Origin of the sequence: Streptomyces sp. NPDC088732, assembly GCF_044751205.1 — a bacterium.
Lineage (GTDB): Bacteria > Actinomycetota > Actinomycetes > Streptomycetales > Streptomycetaceae > Actinacidiphila.
The window spans coordinates 184,185-208,603 of record NZ_JBIVLI010000005.1 but is presented as its reverse complement, the minus strand read 5'-3'; the positions used below and the strand labels follow the sequence as shown (position 1 = coordinate 208,603).

General features: G+C 71.0%; 20 protein-coding genes and 2 pseudogenes. 13 read left to right on the top strand and 9 right to left on the bottom strand.

Annotation, left to right across the window (positions count from 1 at the left end; genetic code table 11):
- Positions 1 to 94 precede the first annotated feature (94 nt).
- Together ACIP9H_RS11285 and ACIP9H_RS11280 are read right to left on the bottom strand one after the other, a co-directional pair.
- Complete coding sequence (locus tag ACIP9H_RS11285; protein ID WP_401959000.1) at positions 95 to 667, bottom strand: HEPN domain-containing protein; 573 nt, start codon at positions 665 to 667, stop codon at positions 95 to 97.
- A gap of 38 nt (positions 668 to 705) precedes the next feature.
- The gene (locus ACIP9H_RS11280) at positions 706 to 1,830 is read right to left on the bottom strand and encodes a ParA family protein (RefSeq protein ID WP_401958828.1); all 1,125 of its coding nucleotides are present in this window, start codon (positions 1,828 to 1,830) and stop codon (positions 706 to 708) included.
- A gap of 499 nt (positions 1,831 to 2,329) precedes the next feature.
- Between ACIP9H_RS11280 and ACIP9H_RS11275 the strand changes: the two are divergent.
- Positions 2,330 to 2,494, top strand: a pseudogene (locus tag ACIP9H_RS11275) (hypothetical protein); the annotation flags it as partial.
- A 120-nt stretch (positions 2,495 to 2,614) separates the two neighbouring features.
- Here the strand turns inward: ACIP9H_RS11275 and ACIP9H_RS11270 are convergent.
- Positions 2,615 to 2,887: pseudogene (locus ACIP9H_RS11270) on the bottom strand (DUF4279 domain-containing protein); the annotation flags it as partial.
- Positions 2,888 to 3,023: 136 nt separating this feature from the next.
- Here ACIP9H_RS11270 and ACIP9H_RS11265 point away from each other — a divergent pair.
- On the top strand, positions 3,024 to 4,310 hold the full coding sequence (locus ACIP9H_RS11265; RefSeq protein ID WP_401958825.1) for an alpha/beta hydrolase: 1,287 nt from the start codon (positions 3,024 to 3,026) through the stop codon (positions 4,308 to 4,310).
- 38 nt (positions 4,311 to 4,348) lie between these two features.
- On the opposite strand, the gene ACIP9H_RS11260 is transcribed toward ACIP9H_RS11265, so the two are convergent.
- On the bottom strand, positions 4,349 to 5,854 hold the full coding sequence (locus ACIP9H_RS11260) for a metallophosphoesterase family protein (protein ID WP_401587367.1): 1,506 nt from the start codon (positions 5,852 to 5,854) through the stop codon (positions 4,349 to 4,351).
- Between the two features lie 181 nt (positions 5,855 to 6,035).
- Here ACIP9H_RS11260 and ACIP9H_RS11255 point away from each other — a divergent pair, with 181 nt between their 5' ends.
- From ACIP9H_RS11255 to ACIP9H_RS11245, 3 genes are all read left to right on the top strand, one after another.
- Positions 6,036 to 8,096, top strand: a complete 2,061-nt coding sequence (locus ACIP9H_RS11255; protein ID WP_401587365.1) for a SpoIIE family protein phosphatase — start codon at positions 6,036 to 6,038, stop codon at positions 8,094 to 8,096.
- A gap of 81 nt (positions 8,097 to 8,177) precedes the next feature.
- The gene (locus tag ACIP9H_RS11250) at positions 8,178 to 8,909 is read left to right on the top strand and encodes a hypothetical protein (protein WP_401587362.1); all 732 of its coding nucleotides are present in this window, start codon (positions 8,178 to 8,180) and stop codon (positions 8,907 to 8,909) included.
- 467 nt (positions 8,910 to 9,376) lie between these two features.
- Positions 9,377 to 9,598, top strand: coding sequence for a cold shock domain-containing protein (locus ACIP9H_RS11245; RefSeq protein WP_360901234.1), 222 nt, complete (start codon positions 9,377 to 9,379; stop codon positions 9,596 to 9,598).
- Positions 9,599 to 9,608: 10 nt separating this feature from the next.
- On the opposite strand, the gene ACIP9H_RS11240 is transcribed toward ACIP9H_RS11245, so the two are convergent.
- Both ACIP9H_RS11240 and ACIP9H_RS11235 read right to left on the bottom strand, forming a co-directional pair.
- Entirely contained in the window at positions 9,609 to 10,049 is a 441-nt protein-coding gene (locus ACIP9H_RS11240; RefSeq protein WP_401587359.1) for an Lrp/AsnC family transcriptional regulator, read from the bottom strand.
- A gap of 5 nt (positions 10,050 to 10,054) precedes the next feature.
- The gene (locus ACIP9H_RS11235) at positions 10,055 to 11,413 is read right to left on the bottom strand and encodes a transaminase (RefSeq protein WP_401587356.1); all 1,359 of its coding nucleotides are present in this window, start codon (positions 11,411 to 11,413) and stop codon (positions 10,055 to 10,057) included.
- A 366-nt stretch (positions 11,414 to 11,779) separates the two neighbouring features.
- On the opposite strand from ACIP9H_RS11235, the gene ACIP9H_RS11230 reads away from it, so the two are divergent.
- Positions 11,780 to 11,989 carry a heavy-metal-associated domain-containing protein gene (locus ACIP9H_RS11230; RefSeq protein ID WP_360901228.1) on the top strand — a complete coding sequence of 70 codons (210 nt, stop codon included), beginning with the start codon at positions 11,780 to 11,782 and terminating at the stop codon, positions 11,987 to 11,989.
- Complete coding sequence (locus tag ACIP9H_RS11225; RefSeq protein WP_401587354.1) at positions 11,986 to 14,271, top strand: heavy metal translocating P-type ATPase; 2,286 nt, start codon at positions 11,986 to 11,988, stop codon at positions 14,269 to 14,271. Before ACIP9H_RS11230 ends, ACIP9H_RS11225 begins: the two co-directional genes overlap by 4 nt.
- A 29-nt stretch (positions 14,272 to 14,300) precedes the next feature.
- Here ACIP9H_RS11225 and ACIP9H_RS11220 read toward each other — a convergent pair whose 3' ends face one another.
- Positions 14,301 to 14,720: an SsgA family sporulation/cell division regulator gene (locus ACIP9H_RS11220; protein WP_360901223.1), complete on the bottom strand. Its 420-nt coding sequence runs from the start codon at positions 14,718 to 14,720 to the stop codon at positions 14,301 to 14,303.
- 212 nt (positions 14,721 to 14,932) lie between these two features.
- On the opposite strand from ACIP9H_RS11220, the gene ACIP9H_RS11215 reads away from it, so the two are divergent.
- Complete coding sequence (locus ACIP9H_RS11215) at positions 14,933 to 16,105, top strand: winged helix DNA-binding domain-containing protein (protein WP_401587351.1); 1,173 nt, start codon at positions 14,933 to 14,935, stop codon at positions 16,103 to 16,105.
- A gap of 67 nt (positions 16,106 to 16,172) precedes the next feature.
- Positions 16,173 to 16,361: a hypothetical protein gene (locus tag ACIP9H_RS11210; RefSeq protein ID WP_384291690.1), complete on the top strand. Its 189-nt coding sequence runs from the start codon at positions 16,173 to 16,175 to the stop codon at positions 16,359 to 16,361.
- Positions 16,362 to 16,394: 33 nt separating this feature from the next.
- Here the strand turns inward: ACIP9H_RS11210 and ACIP9H_RS11205 are convergent, their stop codons facing one another.
- Positions 16,395 to 18,809, bottom strand: coding sequence for a D-alanyl-D-alanine carboxypeptidase (locus tag ACIP9H_RS11205; protein ID WP_401587348.1), 2,415 nt, complete (start codon positions 18,807 to 18,809; stop codon positions 16,395 to 16,397).
- A 254-nt stretch (positions 18,810 to 19,063) separates the two neighbouring features.
- On the opposite strand from ACIP9H_RS11205, the gene ACIP9H_RS11200 reads away from it, so the two are divergent.
- From ACIP9H_RS11200 to ACIP9H_RS11185, 4 genes are all read left to right on the top strand, one after another.
- A complete protein-coding gene (locus ACIP9H_RS11200) occupies positions 19,064 to 19,774 on the top strand; it encodes a GPP34 family phosphoprotein (RefSeq protein WP_360901211.1) in 711 nt (236 codons plus the stop codon).
- Positions 19,775 to 20,059: 285 nt separating this feature from the next.
- On the top strand, positions 20,060 to 20,917 hold the full coding sequence (locus ACIP9H_RS11195) for a helix-turn-helix transcriptional regulator (protein WP_360901209.1): 858 nt from the start codon (positions 20,060 to 20,062) through the stop codon (positions 20,915 to 20,917).
- 182 nt (positions 20,918 to 21,099) lie between these two features.
- Positions 21,100 to 21,309: a DUF397 domain-containing protein gene (locus ACIP9H_RS11190; RefSeq protein WP_401592571.1), complete on the top strand. Its 210-nt coding sequence runs from the start codon at positions 21,100 to 21,102 to the stop codon at positions 21,307 to 21,309.
- A 384-nt stretch (positions 21,310 to 21,693) separates the two neighbouring features.
- Positions 21,694 to 23,229, top strand: a complete 1,536-nt coding sequence (locus ACIP9H_RS11185; RefSeq protein WP_401592569.1) for a sodium:solute symporter family protein — start codon at positions 21,694 to 21,696, stop codon at positions 23,227 to 23,229.
- A 28-nt stretch (positions 23,230 to 23,257) separates the two neighbouring features.
- Here ACIP9H_RS11185 and ACIP9H_RS11180 read toward each other — a convergent pair whose 3' ends face one another.
- On the bottom strand, positions 23,258 to 24,364 hold the full coding sequence (locus ACIP9H_RS11180) for an ADP-ribosylglycohydrolase family protein (protein ID WP_401958815.1): 1,107 nt from the start codon (positions 24,362 to 24,364) through the stop codon (positions 23,258 to 23,260).
- Positions 24,365 to 24,419: the final 55 nt, after the last annotated feature.

Here is a 24,419-nt window from a genome sequence, read left to right as displayed (position 1 = left end):
GGGCATGGTCCGCAGCCTCAGTCTTCCAAACTAGGGCTCCAGCATTCAGGCGGGACTTGACCGGGTCATTAGTAAGACTCCGCGGACCTCGAGTTCATTTTGCTCCATTGAGGAAAGAATGGATCGCTGACACCAAACCCTCCACGAACTCTAGAGTGCCAGTTACATCCTCAATTTTGATGTCGTTCTGATCATACGGTGGAACTGGACTGATATCAGATTCGTGGGCGATAGCGTTTCGGCGTGCCACGATCAGCTTAAGCTCCTGCTTGAGATCCTTTACTGATCGACCAATCGTTTGGGCGACTTCATTCCACAATTCACCCTCACTTACAAGGCGAATCGCGTCTGCGATCTTGTCAGGAGCCTGGAACGAGAGAAATGAATGGCGGGACCGAATAACCTCGTCAAGCCACGCCACGCCCCCCTCATCCCTAAACCTCAAGACCGCTGAAAGTGGAACTTGAAACCTAAGCATCGCGCTTGGGGCGCTATCATCGTTGAAATGCTGTACGAGTCTTACGCGCACTTCCTCGTGTACGTACCTATCCAAGGCGCTAACAGCCTGAACAAGTGACCCTCGCAACAAATCATCAACCTGTAGAGCACCCGTTACTTGCGCGCTCAAGGCCGTTGCAGTGCCTGCAGTATGCCGAGCTGCCGCCATGTGCCTAAGAAACTCATCATATGCAGCGCTTGGCACGATTATTCTCCGTCCACATCAATCGGAACCTCTACAGGATCAAGGGATCCCACCGACTCTCCACGGCCAGAAGCCACAAGGCTCTCAATTCGGAGGGCCAGCTCAGAAAATTCCTCGTGGAACCTCTCGGTGGACTCGATATTCGTCTCCAAGACGACGCCGACGTTGGGGATTTGATCGGCGGTGAGTGCAAATACTGGAGTGCTCTGCTCCTGAGAAACGCCAATGAGGCTGTTAAAGTCGGCAATGTATGCAAGCGCCATATCTTGACCAACTCCGGCTGCGGTGTACGCCTCACGCGGCAGCGCTTGGCCGCTCTTTTCCAAAGCTGGTCGCAAGTTCGCTTTAAAGGCCGTGCCGATTTCGTCTATCCAGCGCTGAAAAGCTGCCGCAGGCTTGCCTGCGCGCGGCCGGAATCGCTGAACGATTGTACCGAGCACCTGAGCCTGCCGATTCGGAAATGGGTAAGCGGCTTCCGACAGAATCTCCATCGCGGCAGCCTGCGAAGCCCACCTTCGCCATCGCGGCAGCACTCGGGCCAGGGAGTCGATGGCCATCACAGAAAAGAAATCCGGAGCGACAGGAACAATCACATAGTCGCTGATGCCTACCAAGTTTTGATTGATCGCCCCCAACCCCGGACTCATGTCAATGAGCACATAATCAGCACCGATTGACTGTGCCGTAACATCGATGGCGTAGGAAAGGCTCCCTGGGACATTCTGTAGTGCCTGAATTGAGCCTGAGAGTTCCTGCGCAATGCCGAGTGTTACTTCGTACTCCGCGAGTCGAATGTCTCCAGCCATCAGGTGGAGGCCGGTACGACCTGGTACCTGAACCGTCTCGACCGCTTCGATAGGCCGCGGGCGCCCCTCAAATGCGGGGGCTACTGCAGAGCGAATAGTTGAGTCGCCGCGATTTTCGTAAAACGCCTCGAGTTCCCCCGAGCCCCTGAACCCCATAACCATGCCGGTGAGATTGCACTGGGGGTCGGTGTCGACCATGAGGACTGTATGGCCTCGCTCCGCAAGCATCCACCCAACGTGGAACACGCTGGTTGTCTTGCTGACTCCACCCTTGTGATTGAAGACGGCGATTCTAGTCAAGCTCTCCTGCTCATCAGTCATGGAGAACACCATGCCAGAACCTCTGCCACCTTACACCGCTAAAGCAACTAGAAGCGGCAATTGAGCTGCCTAAGTTTAGGTAAAACGCCACATAGTTAAAAATTTTAGCGTTATGGGAAAATTGCCTCATAGGATCAGTACAACCGTTCGGAGGAGCGCCCAAAATTGCCTAGCCAGTCCATGGTTGAGCGCCCACCCAAGTTGCTTCGGGGCGAAGCAGTCGTGCCACAGCCGTGCCACATAGGGCGGTCAGCCACGGTCAACGACGGTTCTCCCCAGTCGAGAAGTGACGTTGACCTAGGCTGCCGCTACAGCTGCGGTGGCCTGGTCGCTCCCGCTACAGATCACGCCGCCCTTACAAGGTTGCGGTATCTGGATCCGCAACCGCGGCCTATGTAGTCAGCCAGTAGCCTGCGGCCATCACCCCGCCGACGTTGGAGGCTCCGTGACCCATGCTGCTCTCACCGCACCGGATCGGCTCTGGTCAGCGCAGGAGGTCATGTCACGTCACAGCCCCGTCCCAGCGGCGGCCGGGGTCTACGGGTGGCACCTCGACAAGGCTCCCTGCGCGGACCTTGCTGACGGGCGCCTGCTCTACGTTGGTATAGCCCCGCGACACATGGCGAACCGGACCAGCACGCAGAACCTGCGCAAGCGCGTGCAGTACCACTACCGGGGCAACGCGGAGGGATCGACGCTTCGCTTCTCCCTTGGATGCCGCCTCACCGGTCGCCTCGTCGTTGAAGCAGCGCACGACTTCCAGTGCGGCAGCACCGTATTCGGCATCCTCGGCCGACAGCCTCGCTGCGACTTCGGCGATGCGATCCGTGTGCGGTCGGAGTCGGTCCAGGATCCGCGCGATCTGCTCGTCGACCGACATGCCGGGCTCACGGCACACGATCTTCCACCTGTGAGTGACCGGCACAGTTGGCGTACCGGCCCTGCGGCTTCCGCGTACGGTCGTCTCGTCGGGCTCGATGCCCAGCCACTCGGTGATCACCTGCGCACTGGTGCGACTGCTGCTCAGAGCGAAGTAGACGTACTGGCGAAGCGGCATTGCGGAAGAGTATCCGTCGGGCACCGCCAGGCCGGCACGCGGCTGTAGGGCCGCACCCGCAACCCCCGGGCGGCCGGGACGTCGTAGCGGATGACGGGTTCCGTCATCCGACGCGACGACACGAGGCAGACAGACCATGAAGAAACGCAGCGCACGCACGACGCTGACGACCCTGGCCGGCGTACTCGCCCTCCTGGCGGTGCCCGGCACCGCACGGGCCGCGGACGGGGGTCAGGGGCCGGACCGGGGCCGGCAGGGCGTGAGCGAGGTGCTCTACAACCTGGGCGACGAGGCGTTCCGGCCGCCCAAGTCCCTGGGCTACGTGGGGAACAACGAGCTGGACGGGGCGGTGTACGTGCCCGCCGACCTCGCCGAGGGCCGTCACCCGCTGATCGTGATCGAGCACGGCATCCACGCCACCTGCGCCGACGCGGACGCCGCCCGGGACCTGGCCGCCGCGAAGGCCGCGCTGGCGCGGGACGAGGAGACCGGCGACACCGCCGACGCCGAGAAGCAGCAGGCGGTCATCGACGCCACCGTCGCCGCCCTGTACGCGTGGCCGTGCGCGCCCGGCACGGACCAGATACCCAGCTACCGCGGTTACGACTACCTCGGCCGGGACCTGGCGCGCCGCGGCTTCGTCGTGGTCTCCATCGGGACCAACGGCATCAACTCCACCTCCTTCGGCCAGGCCGACACCGTCTACCAGGCGCGGGCGAAGCTGATCGAACGCCATCTGGTGATGTGGCGGCAGCTGTCGCAGTTCGGTGGGGGCCCGCTCAAGGGCGCGTTCACCGACGCCGCTTCGGGACGCGCCTCGGCGGTGGACTTCCGCGGCCACGTGGACCTGGGCAATGTGGGGCTGATCGGGCACTCCATGGGCGGCGCCGCCGTCATGCAGGAGATCGACGACCCGAACCGCGCCTCCTGGCCCCGCGGCGTCACGATCCGCGCGGCGTTCGCCCTGGCCCCGGCCGCGACATGGGACGAGGTCACCGTCACCAGGACGCCGTTCGCGGTGATGTGGGGGACGTGCGACACGACCAACGGCGGCACGTACGTCGAGCAGAACGCGGCCCGCAACAAGGTGCCGATCACGAAGTTCACGCTGACGGGCGGGGTCCACAACTTCTACAACACGCAGTGGTCGCCGGCCGGCGGGCAGGTCCTGTCGGAGGACGAGTCCTTCCCCGGCAGCCGCCCCGGCACCTGCATGGCGCAGTTCCCCGACGCCGACTACCCGCAGCGGGACCAGGACGAGCTGTCCGAGCGGCAGCAGCGCCTGCTCACCCGGGACTACGTCGGGGCCTTCTTCGCGCACCATCTGCTGGGCGACCGGCGGTACGACGCCGTCCTGCGGGGCGAGGAGCGGTTCCCCGGCGCGCCGGACGTGGTGGACGTGCGCTACGACGCGGGCAGGTGACCCGCGCCTGAGGGGGTGCGGGACGCGCCCGCGCCCCCTCAGGCGCCGCCCGGCAGGGCGATGGTGAAGTCGTCCTCGACCGGCGGGTCCAGCTCGTGCTCCCGCAGCCCCGTGGCGGCGAAGCAGCGCACGCGTATCGCGGCGGGGCTCACGTCCAGCCGCAGGAAGCTCTTGAAGAACGGCGGGCTGTAGGTGGCCGAGCCCGGGGAGAGCAGCCGGGTGAGGACCCTGCGGACGGGCAGCCGCATCCGCCGCTTGCGGTGCGGGCGGGGCGGCGCCCCCAGCAGGCCCGCGACGAAACGGGTGCGCGCGGTGACCGGCGCCCCGGTGGCGCGCGTGGGCTCGACGCCGAGACGCTCGGCGAGGGCCGCGGCCGCCTCGTCGGGGGTGAGGTCGAACAGGCGGCGCAGGCGCAGGCGGCGCCCGTAGAGCCGGCTGTAGAACGCGAGGGAGTCGCCGCGCATCGGGTAGCAGCGGAAGGCGTCCTCGGTGACGCCGCCGACCGCGACGCGCGGGATGGTGTGGGTGGCGTGCATGAAGGCCCCGCCGCCGCCGGAGACGACGTACTCGATCCGGCGGCCGTCCACGTCGACCGGGTAGTGCTGGTAGTTGTGGATGTCGCCGCCGATCGCGGCGACGTAGTGGTGGGCCGGGTCGCGGACGATCTCGTCGACCGTGCCGCCGCCCTCTATCGCGCACGGGTGGTGCTCGCCGTCCACGTAGATCGGGGAGCCGGTGACCAGGATCTTGGGGCGGGAGCCCCGGGAGACCCGGCGCAGCCACTCGCCCTGCTCCCGGTCGATGCCGCCGAGGAGCCCGGTGTCGATGCCGATGATCCGCACCGGCCCGGAGTCCATCGCCCAGTACGGGCCGGGCAGCGACGCGGCCTGCGCGGGCGCGGACCGCATGCGGCGGTCCTCGTCGAGCCGGGCGTCGTCGGGGGTGTCCGGCCGCGCCCACAGCAGGGTCCGCCACCAGGCGGGGCTCAGCGCACGGGGTCGGGGGGCGGGCGGGAGCGCCGGGGCGCGGCAGAAGACCCGCATGAAGCCGGTGAGGCCGTCGTACCAGTCGTGGTTGCCGGGGATGGGATAGATCGGGGCGTCGTAGTCCCGGTAGGGCCGGAAGAACTTGGTGCCGTACTCGTTGGCGCTGCCCACGGGGTACAGGACGTCACTGCAGAGCACGGCGTAGCGGGTGCCCTCACCGGCCTTCAACAGGCCGGGGACCACGGCGTACTGGGGGTCGTCGCCCTCGCCGGTGTCGCCGAGGAGGAGGAACGAGAACGTGTCGGGGTCGTCCCGCTCGATCACCAGGTCCGCACCGGCGGCCCCCCGTTCCACCTGGCCCGCGACCCAGCGCTGCCGGTCCCGGCCGGTCGGGTCGCCGAACAGCGACGCCAGGGGGCCGTTGCGCGCCTTCCACAGCGTGGCCGGGTTCAGCCACGACAGGTTGACCACCCGCGCGGGCATCAACTCCTGGTACGAACCGGGCTTCTGACTCTCCCAGCCGGCACCGGCCAGGGAGTCGCGGGAGGAGTCGGACACCCGCGCACCCTAGCAACCGGAGCTGAGCCTCCGGTGCGCCGGGGACCGCCCCCACCGCCCGCCCGCCGCCTCCGGTGGCGGAGCCCCGCGCGCGGTGTATTTACTGAGAAGTGGTGGCAGCCGCACCCGAGGAGCCGAGGTCAGCCATGGCGCCGGAACGACGAGACGGCCGGGCGGGGGAATGAGCACCGGCCCCGTGGCGGAGGCCACGGGCAGCTTCGAGAAGGCCCTGTTCGACCAGTCGCGGGCCGGGCTCGAGGTGTACGACGCCGATCTGCGGGTGCTGCGCGCCAACCCCGCGTCGCTGCGCATGCGCGGCATGCCGGCCCGTTCCGTGATCGGTGCGCAGCTGGAGGAACTGGACTCCGGTATCCCCCTGTCACCGGTCGTGCGGGAGGCACTGCGGACCACCGGCACGCTCGTCGAGCGGCCCGTCGCCGCGTATCCGGGAGGCGATCCGGAGCACCGGCACGAGTACGAGGTCGCCGGCTACCACCTCCAGGACGGCGGCGGCCGCACCATCGGCGCGGCCTGCATGTTCCACGACGTCACGGGCCAGGGGCGGGTCCGGCGGGGCATGGACCTGCTGAACATCGCCCGGGCGGGCATCGGCAGCACCCTGGACGCGCTGCGGACCGCGCAGGAGCTCGCCGACGTCTCCGTGCCCTGCTTCGCCGACGCGGTCGCCGTCGACCTGCTGGAGTCCGTGCTCACCGGCGACGCCCCCATGGGCCCGATCTCCACCACGCTGCCGATGCGGCGTGCCGGGTTCAAGGCACGGGAGGGCCAGGTCGGCGCCTATCCGATGGGCGGCGCCAGTTACTACGCGATCCCGACCCCCTACACACAGGCGCTGGGCGATCTGCAGCCGCGCCTGGTCGGCGTGCTGCCGGAGAAGGGCGGCTGGCTGCTCCACGACCGGGCGCGGGCCGAGTTCATCGCCCAGAGCGGCATGCGCTCGCTCATCGTGATGCCGCTGACCGTGCACGGGCTGGTGATGGGCCTGGCCAGCTTCTACCGGAGCGGCTCGCGACCCGACTCCTTCGACGAGCAGGACCTGGCCCTGGCCACCCAGCTCGCCGCGTGCACCGCGCTGTGCCTCGACAACGCCCGCCGCTTCACCCGCGAGCACACGATCGCGACGGCGCTCCAGCGGAGCCTGCTGCCGCGCACACCGCCGCAAGTCGCGGCGGTGGATCCGGCGCACTGCTACCTGCCGGGCCGCTACGGCGCCCACTGGTTCGACGTGCTGCCGCTGTCCAGCTGCCGCGTGGGGCTGGTCATCGGCTACGTCCCCGGGGAGGACCTGCACGCGTCGGTCGCCATGGGACGGCTGCGCACCGCCGCGTCCACGCTGGCCGCGATGGACCTGCCGCCCGACGAGCTGATCACCCACCTCGACGACGTGGCGCAGAACATGGCCCGCGAGCAGGACGCCGACCCGGTCACCCTGCACCACGCGCGGGCGCCGTTCACCGCGTCCTGCCTGTACGTGACGTACGACCCGATCACGCGGCAGTGCTCGGCGGCCACCGCGGGGCACGACGGCCCGCTGCTGACCACCCCCGAGGGCGCCGTCAGCTTGCTCGACGTACCGCGCGGGGCCCCGCTGGGACGCGGCACCCCGTACGAGATGACAACCACGGAACTGCGGGACGGCAGCCTGCTGACCCTGCACTCGGACAGCGTCGCCGACCGGTACCCGGCCGAGGCCGGGGAACGGCTCAGCCGGCTGTGCGACGTGGTGTCCGACCCCGCGACCGCGCCCAGGGACATCTGCGACGCGGTCGCCTACCGGCTGCTGCGCGGCACCCCGCAGGACGGGGCGGCGCTGCTGGTGGCCAGGGTCCGCGGCATCGACCCGGACCGCATCGCCACCTGGACGTTCCCGGCCGAGCCCCCGTCGGTCCCGGAGGCCCGGCGCGCGGCACGGGACCGGCTGGCGCACTGGGGGCTGGAGGAGCACGTCCCCGTCACGGACCTGGTCGTCAGCGAGCTCGCCACGAATGTCGTCCGCCATGCCGTGGGGCCGATCCGGCTGCGCCTGATCCTCGACCTCAACCTGACCGTCGAGGTGTCCGACGCCGCCGACACCGCCCCGCACCTGCGGCACGCCCGGCTCCAGGACGAGAACGGCCGCGGGCTGTTCATCGTCGCCTCCCTCACCCGGCACTGGGGGACGCGCTACGAGGACGACGGGAAGACCATCTGGGCCGAGCAGGACCTGTCGTCCGCGGCCTGACGCGGGCGGGAGACGAGGGACGCGCGGACCCCGGGAAAAAACCGGGTGTGTGTGCGAACCGCGCTTGATAGCTTCGCCGGTGTGCCGAAGCTGAATCAGATCATCGCCGTGGAGAAGGGCGTCAAGTCCAAATCCCTCCAGGAGCTCACGCAGGCCCATCACGACGTCCAGAAGCCCGCGCTGCTCGCCGGTATCGCCCGGACCTACCAGCCGAAGGACGAGGAGGGCGAGCAACTGCCGCCCGAATCCACCCGGGTGCAGGTCAAGGCCGAGGACGTGCTGCGGACGACGGCGGCGACGCTGACCCGGCTGTTCGACGTGACGGCGACGAAGGACTGGGCGAACCGGTCCGCGGCCGCCGACGTGACGGTGGACGGCCGCGTCGTGCTGGCGCAGGTGCCGGTGCCGTATCTGCTCTTCCTGGAGAAGCAGTTGACGGACCTCCACACCTTCGTGCGCAAGCTCCCGGTCCTCGACGCCGCGGAGTCCTGGCACCCGGACCCGTCCACGGACTGCTGGAAGACCGAGCCGGTGCGGACGATCCGCACGAAGAAGGTGCCCCGCAACCACGTGAAGGCGGAGGCCACCGAGAAGCACCCGGCGCAGGTCGAGGTGTACTACGAGGACATCCCGGTCGGTTACTGGACGACGGTCAAGTTCTCCGGTGCACTGCCCGCCCGCCGGGTGAACGAGCTCCTGGACCGGGTCGAGAAGCTCCAGCAGGCCGTCAAGTTCGCCCGCGAGGAGGCCAACGGCGCGGAGGTCACGGACCAGCGCGTGGGCGACGCCGTTTTCGGCTACCTGTTCGGGTAGCCGCAGGAACGCCCCCCGTGCGAGCGGGGGGTGCGCGTGAGAGCGCAAGCTGAAACTGAACGTCGAAGCTGATCCAGGGGTGGCAGTTGAAGGTTCGAATCCTTCCCCCGGCACCGCGTGCCGGGGTGGCCCAAGCAGGCAGAGGCGGCCCTGTCAATCTCAGATTCTCGCTCCAGTCTCAGTATTCGCCACCGAACACCGGATCGACCGAGTGCGGACGACCGTCGACGGATGGGGGTTCAATTCCCCTCTGCGCCTCTTCGCGGCGCGGTAGTTCAATGGCAGAACACGTCGACCTCAGCATGATCCGCGACTCTTAAACGCCGCCGGTGTGCGCAATTGGGTGGCATCCCAGGAACCCGGGAGCTGGATACGCTCCCGGGTTCCGTCACGTTCGCGGGCGGGGGCGCGGCGGTACGGGTGAACAGCGCGGGCCGGATGCCGCGGGAGCGCCTACGCTCGGCCTCATGGCGAACGCGACCGTACGCGAGTGGGACGACGAGGCGGGCTGGGGCGTGCTGGACTGCGCCGAGACGCCGGGGGGATGCTTCGCGCACTACGGCAACATCGAGATGGCCGGGTTCCGGACCCTGTCGGCGGGCCAGTCGGTGGTGCTGGAGTGGGAGGCCCCCGGCTTCCGGCAGGACGGGTACGACTACCGCGCGCTGCGGGTCGTGCCGAAGGGCTGAGCGTCCGGCGTCAGCCCACGTCCCACAGGAAGCGGTGGGTGTGGATGCCGAAGTACGGGAAGGTCTCGACGTCCGTAACGCCCTCGAGGGGCCGGACGACGTCGTTGACGAAGTCCAGCAGCTCGGGCGGGCCGGGGCAGACGACCTCGGCGAACAGCGCGTAGGACCCGGCGGTCAGGACGGCGTAGACGACCTCGTCGCGGGCGGAGAGGGTGTCGGCCACCGCCCGGGGGTCGCCGTCGACGCGCAGGCCGAGCAGCGCCATGGCCTGCCCGCCCATCGCCATTGGGTCGGTGACGCCGACGACCTGCACGACCTTTCCGTCGACGAGCCGCTGCAGCCGCTGGCGCGCCGCCGACGGGGAGAGCCCGACCTTGGGGCCGAGGTCGGCGTAGGGGATGCGGCCGTCGGTCTGGAGTTCGCGGAGGATCGCGCGGTCGATGTCGTCCACGGGGGTCAGCCTGCCAGTTCCGCCAGCGCGTCGGCGAAGAGGGCGGTGTGGGTGTCGACGTCGGCGGCGGTGGTGTCCGGGCACATCAGGGCCATGTTGTGGAACGGCGTCATGAGGACGCCCCGGTTGGCCGTCCACAGGTGCAGGAAGTCCTCCAGTTCGGGGTCGGCGGCGGCGGCCGACGCGGTGCCGGTGCGCGGGGCGGGCGAGGAGAAGCGGTACTCCGTGCGGGCGCCGAGGGTGCTGACGGACCAGGGCAGGCCGTGCTTGGCGACGGCGCCTTCGACTCCGTCCGCAAAGCGGGCGGCGAGGGCGGACATCCGTGTGAACGCCTCGTCGGTGAGGACGTGTTCGAGGGTGGCGCGCATGGCGGCGACGGACAGGGCGTTGCCGGCGAGGGTGCCGCCGACGCCGCCCATGTCGACGAGGTCGAGGTCGGCGCGGCCGAGGAGCCGGTCGGCGAGTGCGGCGGACAGGCCGTAGGCGCCGGCGGGGACGCCGCCCGCGACGGCCTTGCCGACGGTGAGGATGTCGGGCTCCAGGGACCAGGCGGCGGTGGCGCCGCCGGGACCGGCGGAGAAGGTGTGGGTCTCGTCGTTGATCAGGAGCACGTCGTGGCGGCGGGTGAGGGCGCGGACCCCGTCGAGGTAGCCGGGTTCGGGCAGCACGATGCCGATGTTCGTGAGCGCGGGTTCCATGAGGACGGCGGCGACGTCCCCGTGGGCGAGTTCGCGTTCCAGTCCCTCCAGGTCGTTGAACTCCGCGACGCGGCTGGTCAGGGTGACGTCGCAGGGGGCGCCGACGTTGCCGGGGCGGCTGACGCCGCCGCGTCCGCCGGGGCCGGTGACGATCAGCGACTCATCGACGCTGCCGTGGTAGCAGTAGCTGTTGACGAGGATCTTCTGCCGTCCGGTGACGGCGCGGGCGAGCCGGATCGCCCAGCGGTTGGCGTCGGTGGCGGTGAGGGTGAACGACCAGCGCGGCAGGCCGAAGCGGCGGGCGAGTTCGGCGCCGACCCATTCGGCGTCCTCGGTGGGCAGCATCGCGGTGGCGCCGCCCTGTTCGCGGAAGCGGCGCTCGACGGCTGCGGCGACGGGTTCCGGGGAGTGGCCGGCCATGGCGCCGGTGTCGCCGAGGCAGAAGTCGACGTAGCTGTGGCCGTCGATGTCGGTGACACGGGCGCCCCGGGCGCCGGCGAGGTAGCGCGGGAAGGCGCCGGCGGTCTTGTTCATCCAGGTCATCGGTACGCGTCCGAAGAGGTGGTCGGCCGCTTCGTAGGCGGCGCGGGACTTCGGGTTGCGGGCGACGGCGTCGGCGGTCTCGCGGGCGAGCAGTGCGCGCAGCCGGGTGCGGTCGAGGGACATGGGCGCTGCCTCCTGTGCGGCGGATGACGCGACGCGCTGACGCTACTGCTGATTCGAGCGTCACATCAATGCCTTGCGCGTGAATCACGCGATCCGGCGCCGAATGCGTGATCGCCCCGCACGGGAATCGCATCCCGCCAGCACTGATCGCCGCACCCCGGGCCGCCATTGGCCCATACGCCCGTTGGCCGTTCGCACCGGTGCTTTTCTTGACGTCGCGGGCACCGCGCGTGACACGGACCTCGGCCGGCACTCCGCCTACTCATACCCCTAGGGGGTATAGTGTGGTCATCGGGTGGACGGCCTCGCGGTCCTCGCGGTCCTCGCCGCCCACCGGAACACGCACTTAACGCACGAGGAGAACCCATGTCTGTCACCTACAGCGTCTCCGGGATGAGCTGCGGTCACTGCGAGTCCGCGGTCACCAAGGAGGTCTCCGCCCTCCCCGGCGTGACCGGGATCGAGGTGGACGCCAAGACCGGTCTGCTGACGGTCGCCTCCGCCGCCCCGCTGGACGACGACGCGATCCGCGCCGCCGTGGACGAGGCGGGCTACGAGCTGGTCGGCAGGGCATGACTCCCGCGGATCGCCCGCAGGTCCTCCCGCCGGTCGCCGCGGCGCCGGTCACCGAGCTCGAACTCGAGATCGGCGGGATGACCTGCGCCTCGTGCGCCGCGCGCGTGGAGAAGAAGCTCAACCGGATGGACGGCGTCACGGCCACCGTCAACTACGCCACCGAGAAGGCCAAGGTCGCGTTCGGCGACGGCATCGGCGTGACGGACCTGATCGCCACCGTGGAGGCCACCGGCTACACCGCGGCCCTGCCCGCGCCGCCGGCCCCCGCCGCGGCTCCCGGCGACCCCGCCGGCACCCCCTCCGCGCCCGACGAGCTCACCACCCTGCGGCAGCGGCTCGTGACCGCGGTCGTGCTGGCCGTGCCCGTGATCGCCATGTCGATGGTCCCGGCCCTGCAGTTCACCAACTGGCAGTGGCTCTCGCTGACGCTGGCCGCGCCGGTCGTCGCGTACGCCGCGTGGCCCTTCCACCGGGCCGCCTGGACCAATCTGCGGCACGGCGCCACCACCATGGACACGCTGATCTCGCTCGGCACGCTGTCGGCCTTCGGCTGGTCGGTGTGGGCGCTGTTCTTCGGCGAGGCCGGCATGCCCGGCATGAAGCACCCCTTCGAGCTGACCGTGGCCCGCGGCGAGGGCTCGGCGAACCTCTATCTGGAGGTCGCCGCCGGTGTCACCGCCTTCATCCTGGCCGGGCGCTTCTTCGAGGCCCGTTCCAAACGCCGTGCGGGCGCCGCGCTGCGCGCCCTGATGGAGCTGGGCGCCCGGGACGTCGCCGTGCTGCGCGACGGGCGCGAGGTGCGGATCGCGACCGCGGACCTCGCGGTGGGCGACCTGTTCGTGGTCCGTCCCGGCGAGAAGATCGCCACCGACGGCGTCGTGCGGGAGGGGACCTCGGCCGTCGACGCGGCCATGCTCACCGGTGAGTCGGTGCCCGTCGAGGTCGGTCCCGGGGACTCCGTCACCGGCGCCACCGTCAACGCCGGCGGACGGCTGGTCGTGGAGGCCGTCCGGGTCGGCGCGGACACCCGGCTCGCGCAGATGGCGCGGCTCGTGGAGGACGCGCAGAACGGGAAGGCCGCCGCCCAGCGGCTCGCGGACCGCATCTCCGCGGTCTTCGTGCCCGTCGTGATCCTGCTGGCCCTGGGGACGCTCGGCGTGTGGCTCGCGCTGGGCGAGGGCGCCGTCGCGGCGTTCACCGCGGCCGTCGCCGTCCTGATCATCGCGTGCCCGTGCGCACTCGGCCTGGCCACGCCGACCGCCCTGATGGTGGGCACCGGACGGGGTGCGCAGCTCGGCATCCTCATCAAGGGTCCCGAGGTGCTGGAGACCACCCGCCGGGTCGGCACCGTCGTGCTCGACAAGACCGGGACCGTCACCACGGGCGTCATGACCCTCACCGGCGTGCACCTTGCCGACGGCGAACGGGAGGACGAGGTCCTGCTGCTGGCCGGCGCCCTGGAGGACGCCTCGGAGCACCCCATCGCGCGGGCCGTCGCCCAGGCGGCCCGCGAACGCGCCGGCGACCTGCCGGGCGTGGCGGACTTCCGGTCGCTGCCCGGTCTCGGCGTCCAGGGCACGGTGGACGGCCGGGCCGTCACCGTCGGCCGCCAGACGCCGCCGGCGCCGCTGCCGGAGAAGCTCGTCCTCGCCAAGGTGCAGTCCGAGGCGCTGGGCGGCACCGTGGTGACCGTCTCGTGGGACGGGCGGCCGCGGGCCCTGCTGGTCGTCGCGGACGCGGTGAAGCCCGGCAGCGCCCGGGCCGTGGCGATGCTGCGCGAACTCGGTCTCACCCCGGTGCTGCTGACCGGGGACCACGAGGCCGTGGCCCGCTCGGTGGCGGCCGAGGTCGGCATCGACGCGGCCGACGTCATCGCCGGGGTCATGCCGGAGGAGAAGGTCGCCGTCGTCCGGCGGCTCCAGCAGCAGGGCCGGTCGGTCGCCATGGTGGGCGACGGCGTCAACGACGCGGCCGCTCTGGCCCAGGCGGACCTGGGTCTGGCCATGGGCACGGGAACGGACGCCGCCATCGAGGCGGGCGACCTGACCCTGGTCCGGGGCGACCTGCGGGTCGCGGCGGACGCCATCAGGCTGTCGCGCCGCACCCTGGCCACGATCAAGGGCAATCTCTTCTGGGCCTTCGGCTACAACGTGGCGGCGCTGCCGCTGGCCGCCGCGGGCCTGCTCAACCCGATGATCGCGGGCGCCGCGATGGCCTTCTCGTCGGTCTTCGTCGTGGGCAACTCCCTCCGGCTGCGCGGTTTCCGGCCCCTCGCGGACTGAGTCCGGCGGCAGTCCGCGCCGCGGTCGCCTCACTCCTCCCCGAGGAGCGAGGCGATCACGGCGTCCATGTCGACGCCGCGGAACTCGTGGCCGGGCGGGACGGCCTCGTAGACCCGGGCCAGGAAGATCCGCAGGTCGGTGGTGGCGACCTCGACGAGGGCGACGCCCGCGGGGGCGCGGAACTCCAGCACCGTGCGGTCCGGGCCGGCGGGGCGGACGTGGACGTCGCCCTCGCCGGCCGGTTCGTAGAGCCCCGTGGTGAGCAGGCCGCGGGCGAAGACCCAGGTCACCTCGGCGCCGTCGAGCGACACCGAGGGCGGGAAGGCCATGCGCGCCGCCAGCGGGTCGTCGCGGTGGTAGCGCAGGGTCGCCGTGATCTCGTGGCCCTCCGGCCCGGACTTCGGGGTGTGCAGGCGGGCCTGGACGATGTGGTCGATGTCGGTGAGCATGGCTGGGTCCTCCGGGGGTGCCGTGCCGGGTCCGGTGTGCCTTCCGTCGGGGATGAGAGCGTCGACCGCCCCGTGTCTTACGCGGGTTGGGGGACGACTTACGGCGAGGTGATGTGACCTGCGTCACACCGTGCGGCAGCGTTGTCGGTGGGCCGTGCCACGATGGCCCCGCGGCGCCCGCCAGGACGCCGCGGGACACGACGGGGGTGGCCATGGGAGCGCGGCGCGAGGTCGGGGCGGAGGAGCGGCGGCACCGGATGGCGGCGCGGCAGCGGCTGACCGCCGACGGGCGCGCGGAGCGGCCGGAGGAGGCCGCGGAGTCGCTGGTCGCCCTGCACGGCACCGACCCGGCGACGGTCTACCTGTCCGCCGCGGCCCGGATGCGCGTCCCGGACGCGGCGGCGATCGACCACGCCCTGTACGAGGAACGGAGCCTGACCCGGCTGCTCGCGATGCGCCGGACGATGTTCGTGGTCACGGCGGACGCCCGGCCCCTCGTCCACGCGGCGGCGGCGCACGCGATCGCCGCGGCCGAGCGCCGGAAGCTGACGGCCTGGCTCGCCGAGGGCGGCGGCTGGGACGAACGGTGGCTGGCGGAGGTCGAGGACGCCGTCCTGGTCGCCCTCGCCGGGGGCGCGGAGTCCACGGCGGCGGAACTGGCCCAGCGGGTCCCGCGCCTGCGCGAGCAGGTGGTGGCGGCCCGCGGCAAGCCGTACGAGGCGACGCAGAACGTGTCGAGCCGCATCCTGCGCGTGCTGGCCGCCGAGGGCCGGATCGTACGGCGGCGCCCGGTCGGCGGCTGGACGAGCAGTCAGTACCGGTGGGCGGCCGGCGCGGTGCCGCCGCCGACCCCGGCCGGCGAGGCGCGGGCGGAGCTGGTGCGGCGCTGGCTGGCGGCGTACGGGCCGGGCACCGAGGCCGATCTGAAGTGGTGGACGGGGTGGACGCTCACCGAGGTCCGCACGGCGCTGGCCGCGGTCGGCGCGGAGCCCGTCGGACTGGCGGAGGGCACCGGCCACCTGCTGCCGCAGGACATGGCGTTGGAGCCCGACCCCGGGCCGTGGGCGGCGCTGCTGCCCGCGCTCGACCCGACGCCGATGGGCTGGCGGGGGCGCGACTGGTACCTGCCGGAGGACCCCGCGGACCGTGCCGCGCTCTTCGACCGCTCGGGCAACATCGGCCCCACGGTGTGGTGGAACGGCCGGGTCGTGGGCGGCTGGGCCCAGCGCGCGGACGGCAGCGTGGTGCACCGTCTGTTCGCCGATCCCGGACGCGAGGCGGCCGCGGCGATCGGTGCGGAGGCGGCCCGGCTGCGCGGCTGGCTGGGCGGCACCCGCGTCACCCCCCGCTTCCGGACACCGATGGAACGCGAGCTGTCGGCCTGAACCGCCGTCACTCCGGGTATGCCGCACCCGACGGTCGGTACACAGAGCTGACAGTGGAGGTGACCCCATGGAACAGGTGGCGGTGTTCTGCGGCAATTGCGACTGCGGCTGTCCCACCCTGTACGTGGACGAGAGCGCGCCGCCCGAGCAGAGGGTCGTGATGACCGACGACTTCGGGCAGCGCGTGCGGATGAGTTCCGACCAGTTCCGTTCGCTGGTGGAAGAGGCGAAGGCGGGCCGGCTGGACCACGTCTAGCGGTCCGGCCGGCCCGCCTTCGCGGGTGCGCCGTCAGCCGAGGCGGGTGAGCTTCGAGCCGAAGGACGGCTGGGTCAGGTCGCGTTCGAGTGCGACGGGGACCTTGATGCTGCTGTCGCCGTTGCCGACGGTGAGGGTGCCGATCGTGGTTCCGGCCGGCGCCTTGTGCGGGATACCGCCCTTGGCGGCGACGACCGAGATGTCGACCTTCAGCCCGGTCCAGCCGATCGCGGTGACGTCCTTGGTGGCCACGACGCGCGTCCGGCCGCCGAGGCCGTCGTCGATGTAGCCGACGACGTCACCCTTCTTGATCACGGTGTCCGAGGTGAGGGTGGACAGGGCGGCCTGCAGCAGGGTGCTGCTGCGGGTGAGCACCGTGTCGATGATGGGTGCCTTGTGCTGCCCCAGCATCGCGCCGATGATCAGCTGCTTCGTGCCGCCGATCTCACGGACCGCCGCGAAGAGCAGATTGCCGCCGGCCTTGGTGCTGGTGCCGGTCTTGATGCCGACGACGTTGTCGTAGCCCGCGAGCTGGTTGTAGTTCTTCTGCTTGTCGCCGTTGATGTCCCTGTACTCGATCTTGGTGGCGATCTCCGCGAACACCGGGTTCTTCATGGCGGCGTGACCCAGCTTCACCTGGTCGCTCGCCGTGCTGACGGTGGTCGCCTCCAGGCCGCTGGGGTCGGTGTAGTGGGTGTTCTTCATCCCGAGCTGCTGGGCGGCGGCGTTCATCTTCTTCACGAACGCCTTCTCCGAGCCCGCGTCCCAGCGGGCCAGCAGGCGCGCGACGTTGTTCGCCGACGGCAGCATGACCGCCTCCAGCGCCTCGTACTCGCTGAGCTTCTGTCCTTCGGTCACCTTGACCACGGACTCCTGCTCCGCCTGGCCGCTGACGAACTGCTCCTCGGCCGTCTTGTCGACCGGGACCGTCTCGCCGTCGCCGCCCTTCTTGATCGGGTGGTCGCGCAGGATCACATAGGTCGTCATGACCTTCGCGACGCTGGCGATCGGCACGGGCTTCTCCTCGCCGAACGCGCCCAGCCGGCCCAGGCCCTCGGCCTCGACGACGGCCTGGCCCTGCGGGGGCCACGGCAGCGAGAGCTCGTCGCCCTCGAAGGTGTACGAGGACTTCGCCGTCAGGGTCAGCTCGGGCGCGGGCAGCGGGCGCAGCGCCTGCACCAGGACGAAGATCACCGCCAGCAGCAGCACCACCGGCGTCCAGATCTTCACCCGGCGCACGGTGGTGCGCAGCGGGGTCTGCACCGGCGGCGGGGTGTTGGTCAGCTCCGCCAGCAGCTTGAGGGGTTCGTCCGGCTCGGGCGGGAGCGGCATCTGCTTGGTGCGCGAGCCGAGGTCCTCGGCGGCCGGCCGGTCGTCGCCGACGAGCGGGACAAACGTTCCGCCGCCCGGCCGGGCGGGCGTCGCCGCGGGCGCGGAGGCGGCCGGGCGTGCGACGGCCTTCCCGGCCGTGCCGGAGCCGTCGGTGCCGCCCGTCCCGCCCTTCTCCGGCGCGGCGGCCGGGGCGCCCGGCGCCCTCAGGGTGAGCGTTCCCTCGCGGGGCGGGGCGTCCGCGCCGTCCGCGCGCGGCGCACGCAGCGTCATGGTGCCCTCGCCGGTCCGCGGACCCGCGCCGGAGCCCCCGAACCAGTCCGCCGAGCCGTTGACATGGCGGGGGGTCTCCTGGGAGGGGCCGCCGGAGTCGTCGCCCCCGGCGGAGGCCGCGGCCCTGCCGGAGTCGCCCGAGTCGCCGGGACCGTCCTCGTCGCTCTCCTCGGCGTCCTCCTCGGCGTCCTCCGCGGCCACGGACCCGTCCGGGTGGGCCGCCGGGTCCGCTCCGCCGGAACCCTCCGGGGCGTCAGAAGCCTCCGGGCCGCCCGTGGCACCCGTGCGGTCCGCGTCCCCGGGGCGTTCCGCTTCGCCCGCGGGCTCCTCAGGCGCCGCTGTGGCGGCCTCGGGCGCGTCGTCCGGCCCGTCGGGGCCGCCGGCGGCTTCCGCTTCCGCTCCGGCGCCCTCAGGGGCTTCCTCGGGGGCGTCGGAGGCCGGTCCGGCGCCGGAGCCCGTCGCATGGTCCGGGTCGTCGGGGTCGTCCTGCCCGGAGCGGGCATCCGCGGGCTCGTCCGCCGGAGCGCCTGCGGCGTCGGTACCGGATTCCCCGGGGCTCCCCCCGTCGTCCGCCGCGGAGGCGTCCTCGGCGTCCGGCGCAGTCCCGTCCGGCACATCGTCCGCGTCCGCTCCGCCGTCCGGCGTACCGGGACTACGCCGCTCCGGCTCCGCCGCCGCGGGCGCCCCGGCCGCCGCGGGCGGCTCCGGCGCGGACTCCGGTGCGTCCGGAGACGTTTCCGCCGGCTCCCCGCGGAAGACCGCGAGCCTCGGATCCACCGCCCCGCGCCCGGTCGCCTCCCCGGCCGACTCCTGCTGATCCGCCCTGCCGGGGGACTCGCCCGCCACGCAGACCTCCTCCACACGTCGTGCGGAGCGCCGCCGCGGCGCCCCGCTCACCCATACACCAATTTCCGGGCCCCGGCAGAACAGCCTCCTCGGGACCCGCCGACGGGACACCTGCGCCGCCCCCACAGGCGGCGCCGCCCCGGTGCAAGACGCAAACGACATATGAGTCGGTTCCCGCACGAACGGGCAAGGCGCTCTCGACAGGCCGGTGTGAGAGGCGTCACCCTGTCATTCATCCACGCGGGGAGGCATGGATGGGCAGGAGCCGCAGAACACTTCCGGAGGAGCTGTTGCTGCTCGCCCTGGACCCGGCCACGGGTACCACGGCGCAGCCGCAGTCTCTTGACCTCGGTCTGGCCGGGGCACAGCTAGTGGAGCTGTGTCTGGCCGGACGAATAGCCCCTGACGGGGATCGTATCGCCGTGGTGCACCCACGGCCGACAGGAGATCCGACCCTGGACTCCGCGCTCGAACTGCTGCGCCGACGCGGCAGCCCGGTGCGCGCCGTCCACTGGATCGGCGGGCCCCGCCTGGGGCTGCGCCAGACGTATCTCGTGCACCTGGAGCGGTGCGGCATGGTGCATGCCGTACCGGGCCAGATGTGCGGGGTGCTGCCGACCACGCGCTATCAGGCGACCGACAGCGAGGTCAGCCGGGAGATCAGGGCCCGGCTGGACAGCGCGATCCGCACCGGTGTGCCACCGGACCCGCGGACCGCGGCCCTCGCCGCGATCGCCCATGCGGTGGGCCTCGGCAAGCATTTGTACCCGGGCAACGAGGGCCGGTCCTCGCGATCGCGTCTGCGTGACCTGATCCGGTACGACCCCATGGGCGGCCTCGTCGCGCACGCCGTGATGGACGTGCAGAACGGCGCCGCCGCACCGCCCAAACGCGCCCCCGCCCAGGGGCGCCCCGCACCGGACCGGGCGACGGGCCACGGCATGGTGCGGGCGGGCGCCCGCTGAACCGCGGTGCCGGGGTCAGGGCCCCGGCACCGGCGACAGCACAGCCGTTGCGCAGCGGCGCGCGGGACGAGGAACCGGTTCGCCCGGTCCTCGTCCCGCGCGCCGCTGCCGTTTGTCCGCTCTTTTGAAGAGCGCAGCATACGACCATTTCCCAGCGGTGGGATGACCGATAGTGGCAGTCTGCTGACGAGCAGTACACGCCGGTTCACGTGGCCTCACGTCGGCCGGCGTCCGCAGACATCAGCGCAGAACACGCAGCCGCTCGCAACCGGAGGTGCGCATCCCGTGGCCGCCAACGTCAATCCCACCGTCAGGCGTCGCCGACTCGGGTCGGAACTGCGCAAGTTGCGCGAACAGAAGGGGATGACGGCCGAGGAGGTCGCGGCCCGGCTGCTCGTCTCGCAGTCGAAGATCAGCCGGCTGGAGAACGGCCGCCGCAGCATCAGCCAGCGCGACGTCCGCGACCTGTGCGGGGTGTACGGGGTCGACGACGCCCGGCTGGTCGACTCCCTGATGAACATGGCCCGCGAGTCACGCCAGCAGGGCTGGTGGCACGCCTTCGGCGACGTCCCCTACAGCGTCTACATCGGCCTGGAGACCGAGGCCGAGTCGCTGCGCGTGTACGACTCCCTGGTGGTGCCCGGCCTGTTGCAGACCCGGAACTACGCGGCCGCCGTCATCGAGGGCACCCTCCCGGAGGCGACGCCCGAGCAGATCGAGAAGCGGATCGAGATCCGGCTGCGCCGCCAGGAGCGCGTCACGGACCCGGACCTCCCGCTGCGCTTCTGGGTCGTCATGGACGAGTCGGCGCTGCGCCGCGTCGTCGGCAGCCGGGACGTCATGCGCGAACAGCTGGAGTACCTGGCCCAGATGAGTACGCAGGCGCACGTGACCGTGCAGGTACTGCCGTACGAGGCCGGCGCCCACCCCGGCATGTCGGGCAACTTCGCGATCCTGGAGTTCGCCGACGCGACCGACTCCAGCGTGGTCTACATCGAGGGCGTCACCAGTGACCTCTACCTGGAGAAGCCGACCGACGTGCACGGCTACAGCGTCATGTACGAGCACTTGAGGGCGCAGGCGCTCAGCGCCGAGGCGAGCCGGGTGTTCATCGCGGACGCCGCGAAGGAGTACGCGCGCTGACGGTGCGCCGCGCTTCCGGTGGTGAGAACCGGGGCCCAGGAGCGTACACCCGCGCCACCGCAAGACGGAAGGTGAACTTGGAATATGCCACCCGTTGGAGGTAACAGCGGCTGTGGCCAGTGATGTTGGCGAGTAGCTTCGATCACGTCAGAGCTGCACGATTGAGAAAGCTCGGAGCGATCATGGCTATTCAGCTCGGAAACACCAAGGCGTGGGTCAAGTCCTCGCGCTCCCAGGGGAACGGGGCCTGCGTCGAGGTCGCGTCCCGCAACCTCTCTCTTGTCGATGTCCGCGACTCCAAGGACCCCGACGGCCCCACCCTCGGCTTCCCCCCCGACGCCTGGTCGGCGTTCGTCACGGACGTGAGCCGTGGCGCCTTCGACCTGGACTGAGCACCACCGCAGTACCCGCAGAGCCCTCTCGACCGGCACGCCGTCCTGGCCGAGGGGGCTCACTGCTGTCCCAGGCCGTTTGCGGGCGGTCCCCGCCGGTGAACACGGGTGGGCCGATGCATTGACATCCAGGGGAGAACAACGGGTCGTTCCGGCGAAGTACCCGCCCATCGTCGGCCGCAGGACGTGTTCACGACAACGTCAAGTAAGGTCAAGAACAAGTAAAACAATTCTGCCATCTGATCGCAGTTCATATCCCTGAACGCGACTGGTCTTGACCATGCCCCCACCGCGCGGTTCAATCTGGGGCGCCGCCCCGCGACGGACGTACCGGCGAAGTACGCACCCGTTCACAAGGCGGACCCCTGAAGGGGGCAACAAGGCATGAACAGTCTCGACTGGGCCGTACTGGTCGCGTACTTCGGCGTGATGGTCGGTATCGGCCTGTGGTCCCACAAACGTGTCGACACCGTCGGCGACTTCTTCACCGCCGGCGGCCGCATGCCGTGGTGGCTCTCCGGCATCTCGCACCACATGTCCGGCTACAGCGCGGTCATGTTCACCGGCTACGCCGGCATCGCGTACACCTACGGCGTCACCTCGTACGTGACGTGGTCCTTCCCGATCGCCATCGGCATCGCCATCGGCGCGAACCTCTTCGCGCCGCGGCTCAACCGGCTGCGCTCCCGGCTCCATGTGGCCTCCCCGCTGGAGTACCTGAAGAACCGCTACAACGTGCCCACGCAGCAGGCGCTCGCCGTCTCCGGCGTCCTGCTGAAGATCGTGGACGTCGGCGCCAAGTGGGCGGCCATCGCCACCCTGCTGTCGGTCTTCACCGGTGTCTCCCTCAACCAGGGCATCCTGATCACCGGCGCAGTCACCGCCGTCTACTGCACGGTCGGCGGGCTGTGGGCCGACGCCCTCACCGAGCTGGGGCAGTTCATCATCCAGCTGCTCGCGGGCCTGGCCATGCTGGTCGCGGTGCTGGGCAAGATCGGCGGCATCAGCGGGCTGTGGACCGTGTGGGACAAACTGCCCGACAACCACACCGCCCCGACCGCCGGTCCGTACACGGTGACGTTCCTGCTGGCGTACCTGTTCATCAAGACCTTCGAGTACAACGGCGGCATGTGGAACCAGGCCCAGCGCTACATGGCCACCGCCAACGCCCGCGAGGCCACCCGCTCCGCCCGGCTGTCGGCCCTGCTGTGGTTCGTCTGGCCGCTGGTCCTCTTCTTCCCGATGTGGGTCGCCCCGCTGCTGGTGCAGGCGCAGAAGCCGGACGCCTCCGACTCCTACGCGCTGCTGACCGAGCAGTTGCTGCCGCACGGCCTGCTGGGCCTGGTCGTCGTCGGCTTCTTCTCGCACACCATGGCCATGTGCTCCTCCGACGCCAACGCCATCGCCGCGGTCTTCACACGCGACATCGCACCCGTGGTGTCCAAGGCGGCGCGGTCGTGGAACGAGCGGGCCGGGCTGGTCGCCGCCCGCGTCACCACCGTGGCGTTCCTCGCCCTGTCGATGGCGGTGGCCACCCAGGTCAACTCGCCCGCCTTCAAGGACATCATCACCGTCGTCATCAAGTGGGTGGCCGGGCTGATGGGCCCGATCGCCATCCCGTTCATGCTCGGCCTGCTGCGGTCCTTCCGCAGGTCCGGCCCGACCGCGGCCCTGGTGTCCTGGGCGGCGGGGCTGTTCGCCTTCTGGCTGACCAACTACGGCCTGGACGGCGTGCAGTTGCAGATCCAGATCGTGACGCCGCTGGCCGTCTCGCTCGTCCTGTACGTGCTCATCGGCTACGTCAAGCCCGAGGACACCCCGGAGCGGGACGCCCTGCTGGCCCGGATCAACTCCGACGACGACGGCAGCGGGGACGGCGCGGCGGCCGAGGCCGTGCCCGAGACACCGGCCACGGCCTGAGCGCCCCGGTGCCGCCGCCCGTGCGCGCTCAGGCGGCGGGGTAGCGCTCCAGCCACGCCGCCGAGACGCCCCCCGGCCCGTGCAGGGCCGAGGCCTGCGTCATCTCCATGGCGAAGTCGTCCGCGAGCTGGAGGATCGTGCCACGGCCCTCCAGCTCGGCGAGCCAGGCCGGCGGCAGCGCGGTCTCTCCGTGCTGGACACCCAGCAGGTTGCCGCAGATCGAGCCGGTGGAGTCGCTGTCGCCGGAGTGGTTGACCGCGAGCAGCAGGCCGTGCCGGACGTCCTCGGCCACCAGCGCGCAGTAGACGCCGATGGCCAGGGCCTCCTCCGCGGTCCAGCCCTCGCCGAGGGCCTCCACCCGCGCTGCGTCGGGCAGGCCCTGGCGCACCGCCCCGAGCGCGGCCCGCAGGGCGGCGGAGGTCTCCTCGTGCCCCGGGCGCCGGGCGATCAGGGCGAGGGCGTGCTGCACCGCGCCGTCCAGCGACTCGCCGCGGGCGAGCCCGTGGACGATCACCGCGAAGGCGCCGGCCGCCATGACCCCCGTGGGATGGCCGTGGGTCTGCGCGGCGCATTCCAGGGCGAGCTGCAGGACGAGCTGCGGCTCCCATCCGACGAGCAGCCCGAAGGGCGCGGACCGCATGACGGTGCCGCACCCCTTGGAGGCCGGGTTCTTCGGCTTGTCCAGGGTCCCCATGCGGTCGTCGCCGAGCCCGGTCAGGCAGGCCCGGCCGGGCGCGCGGCGGGAGTAGAGCCATTCCTCGCGGGCCAGCCAGCCGATGTCCTTGCGGCGCTCGTCGGGGCCCCAGTCGCTCTGCGTGGCGGCCCAGCGCCGGTACGCCCGGTGGATGTCGGTGGGCGGGTGCCACACGCCGGTGTCGCGGCGCACCTGGGCGCGGATCAGGCCCTCGGTGGTGAAGAGGGTCATCTGGGTGTCGTCGGTGACGGCGCCGCGCCGGCCGTAGGCGGGGACGTAGTCCGTCACGCCCCTCTCGCCGTGCGCGCCGCGGATCGCGGCGAGGGAGTCGAACTCGATGCCGGCGCCGAGCGCGTCGCCGATCGCGCCCCCGAGCAGGCAGCCGCGGACCCGGCTGCGGAAGTCCTGCTGCTCGTCACGCCCCCATACCGCCCCGGCCATGCCACTGCCTCCTTCGCAGACGCCGCCCAGCACTGTAATCGACCACGAAAGGCCG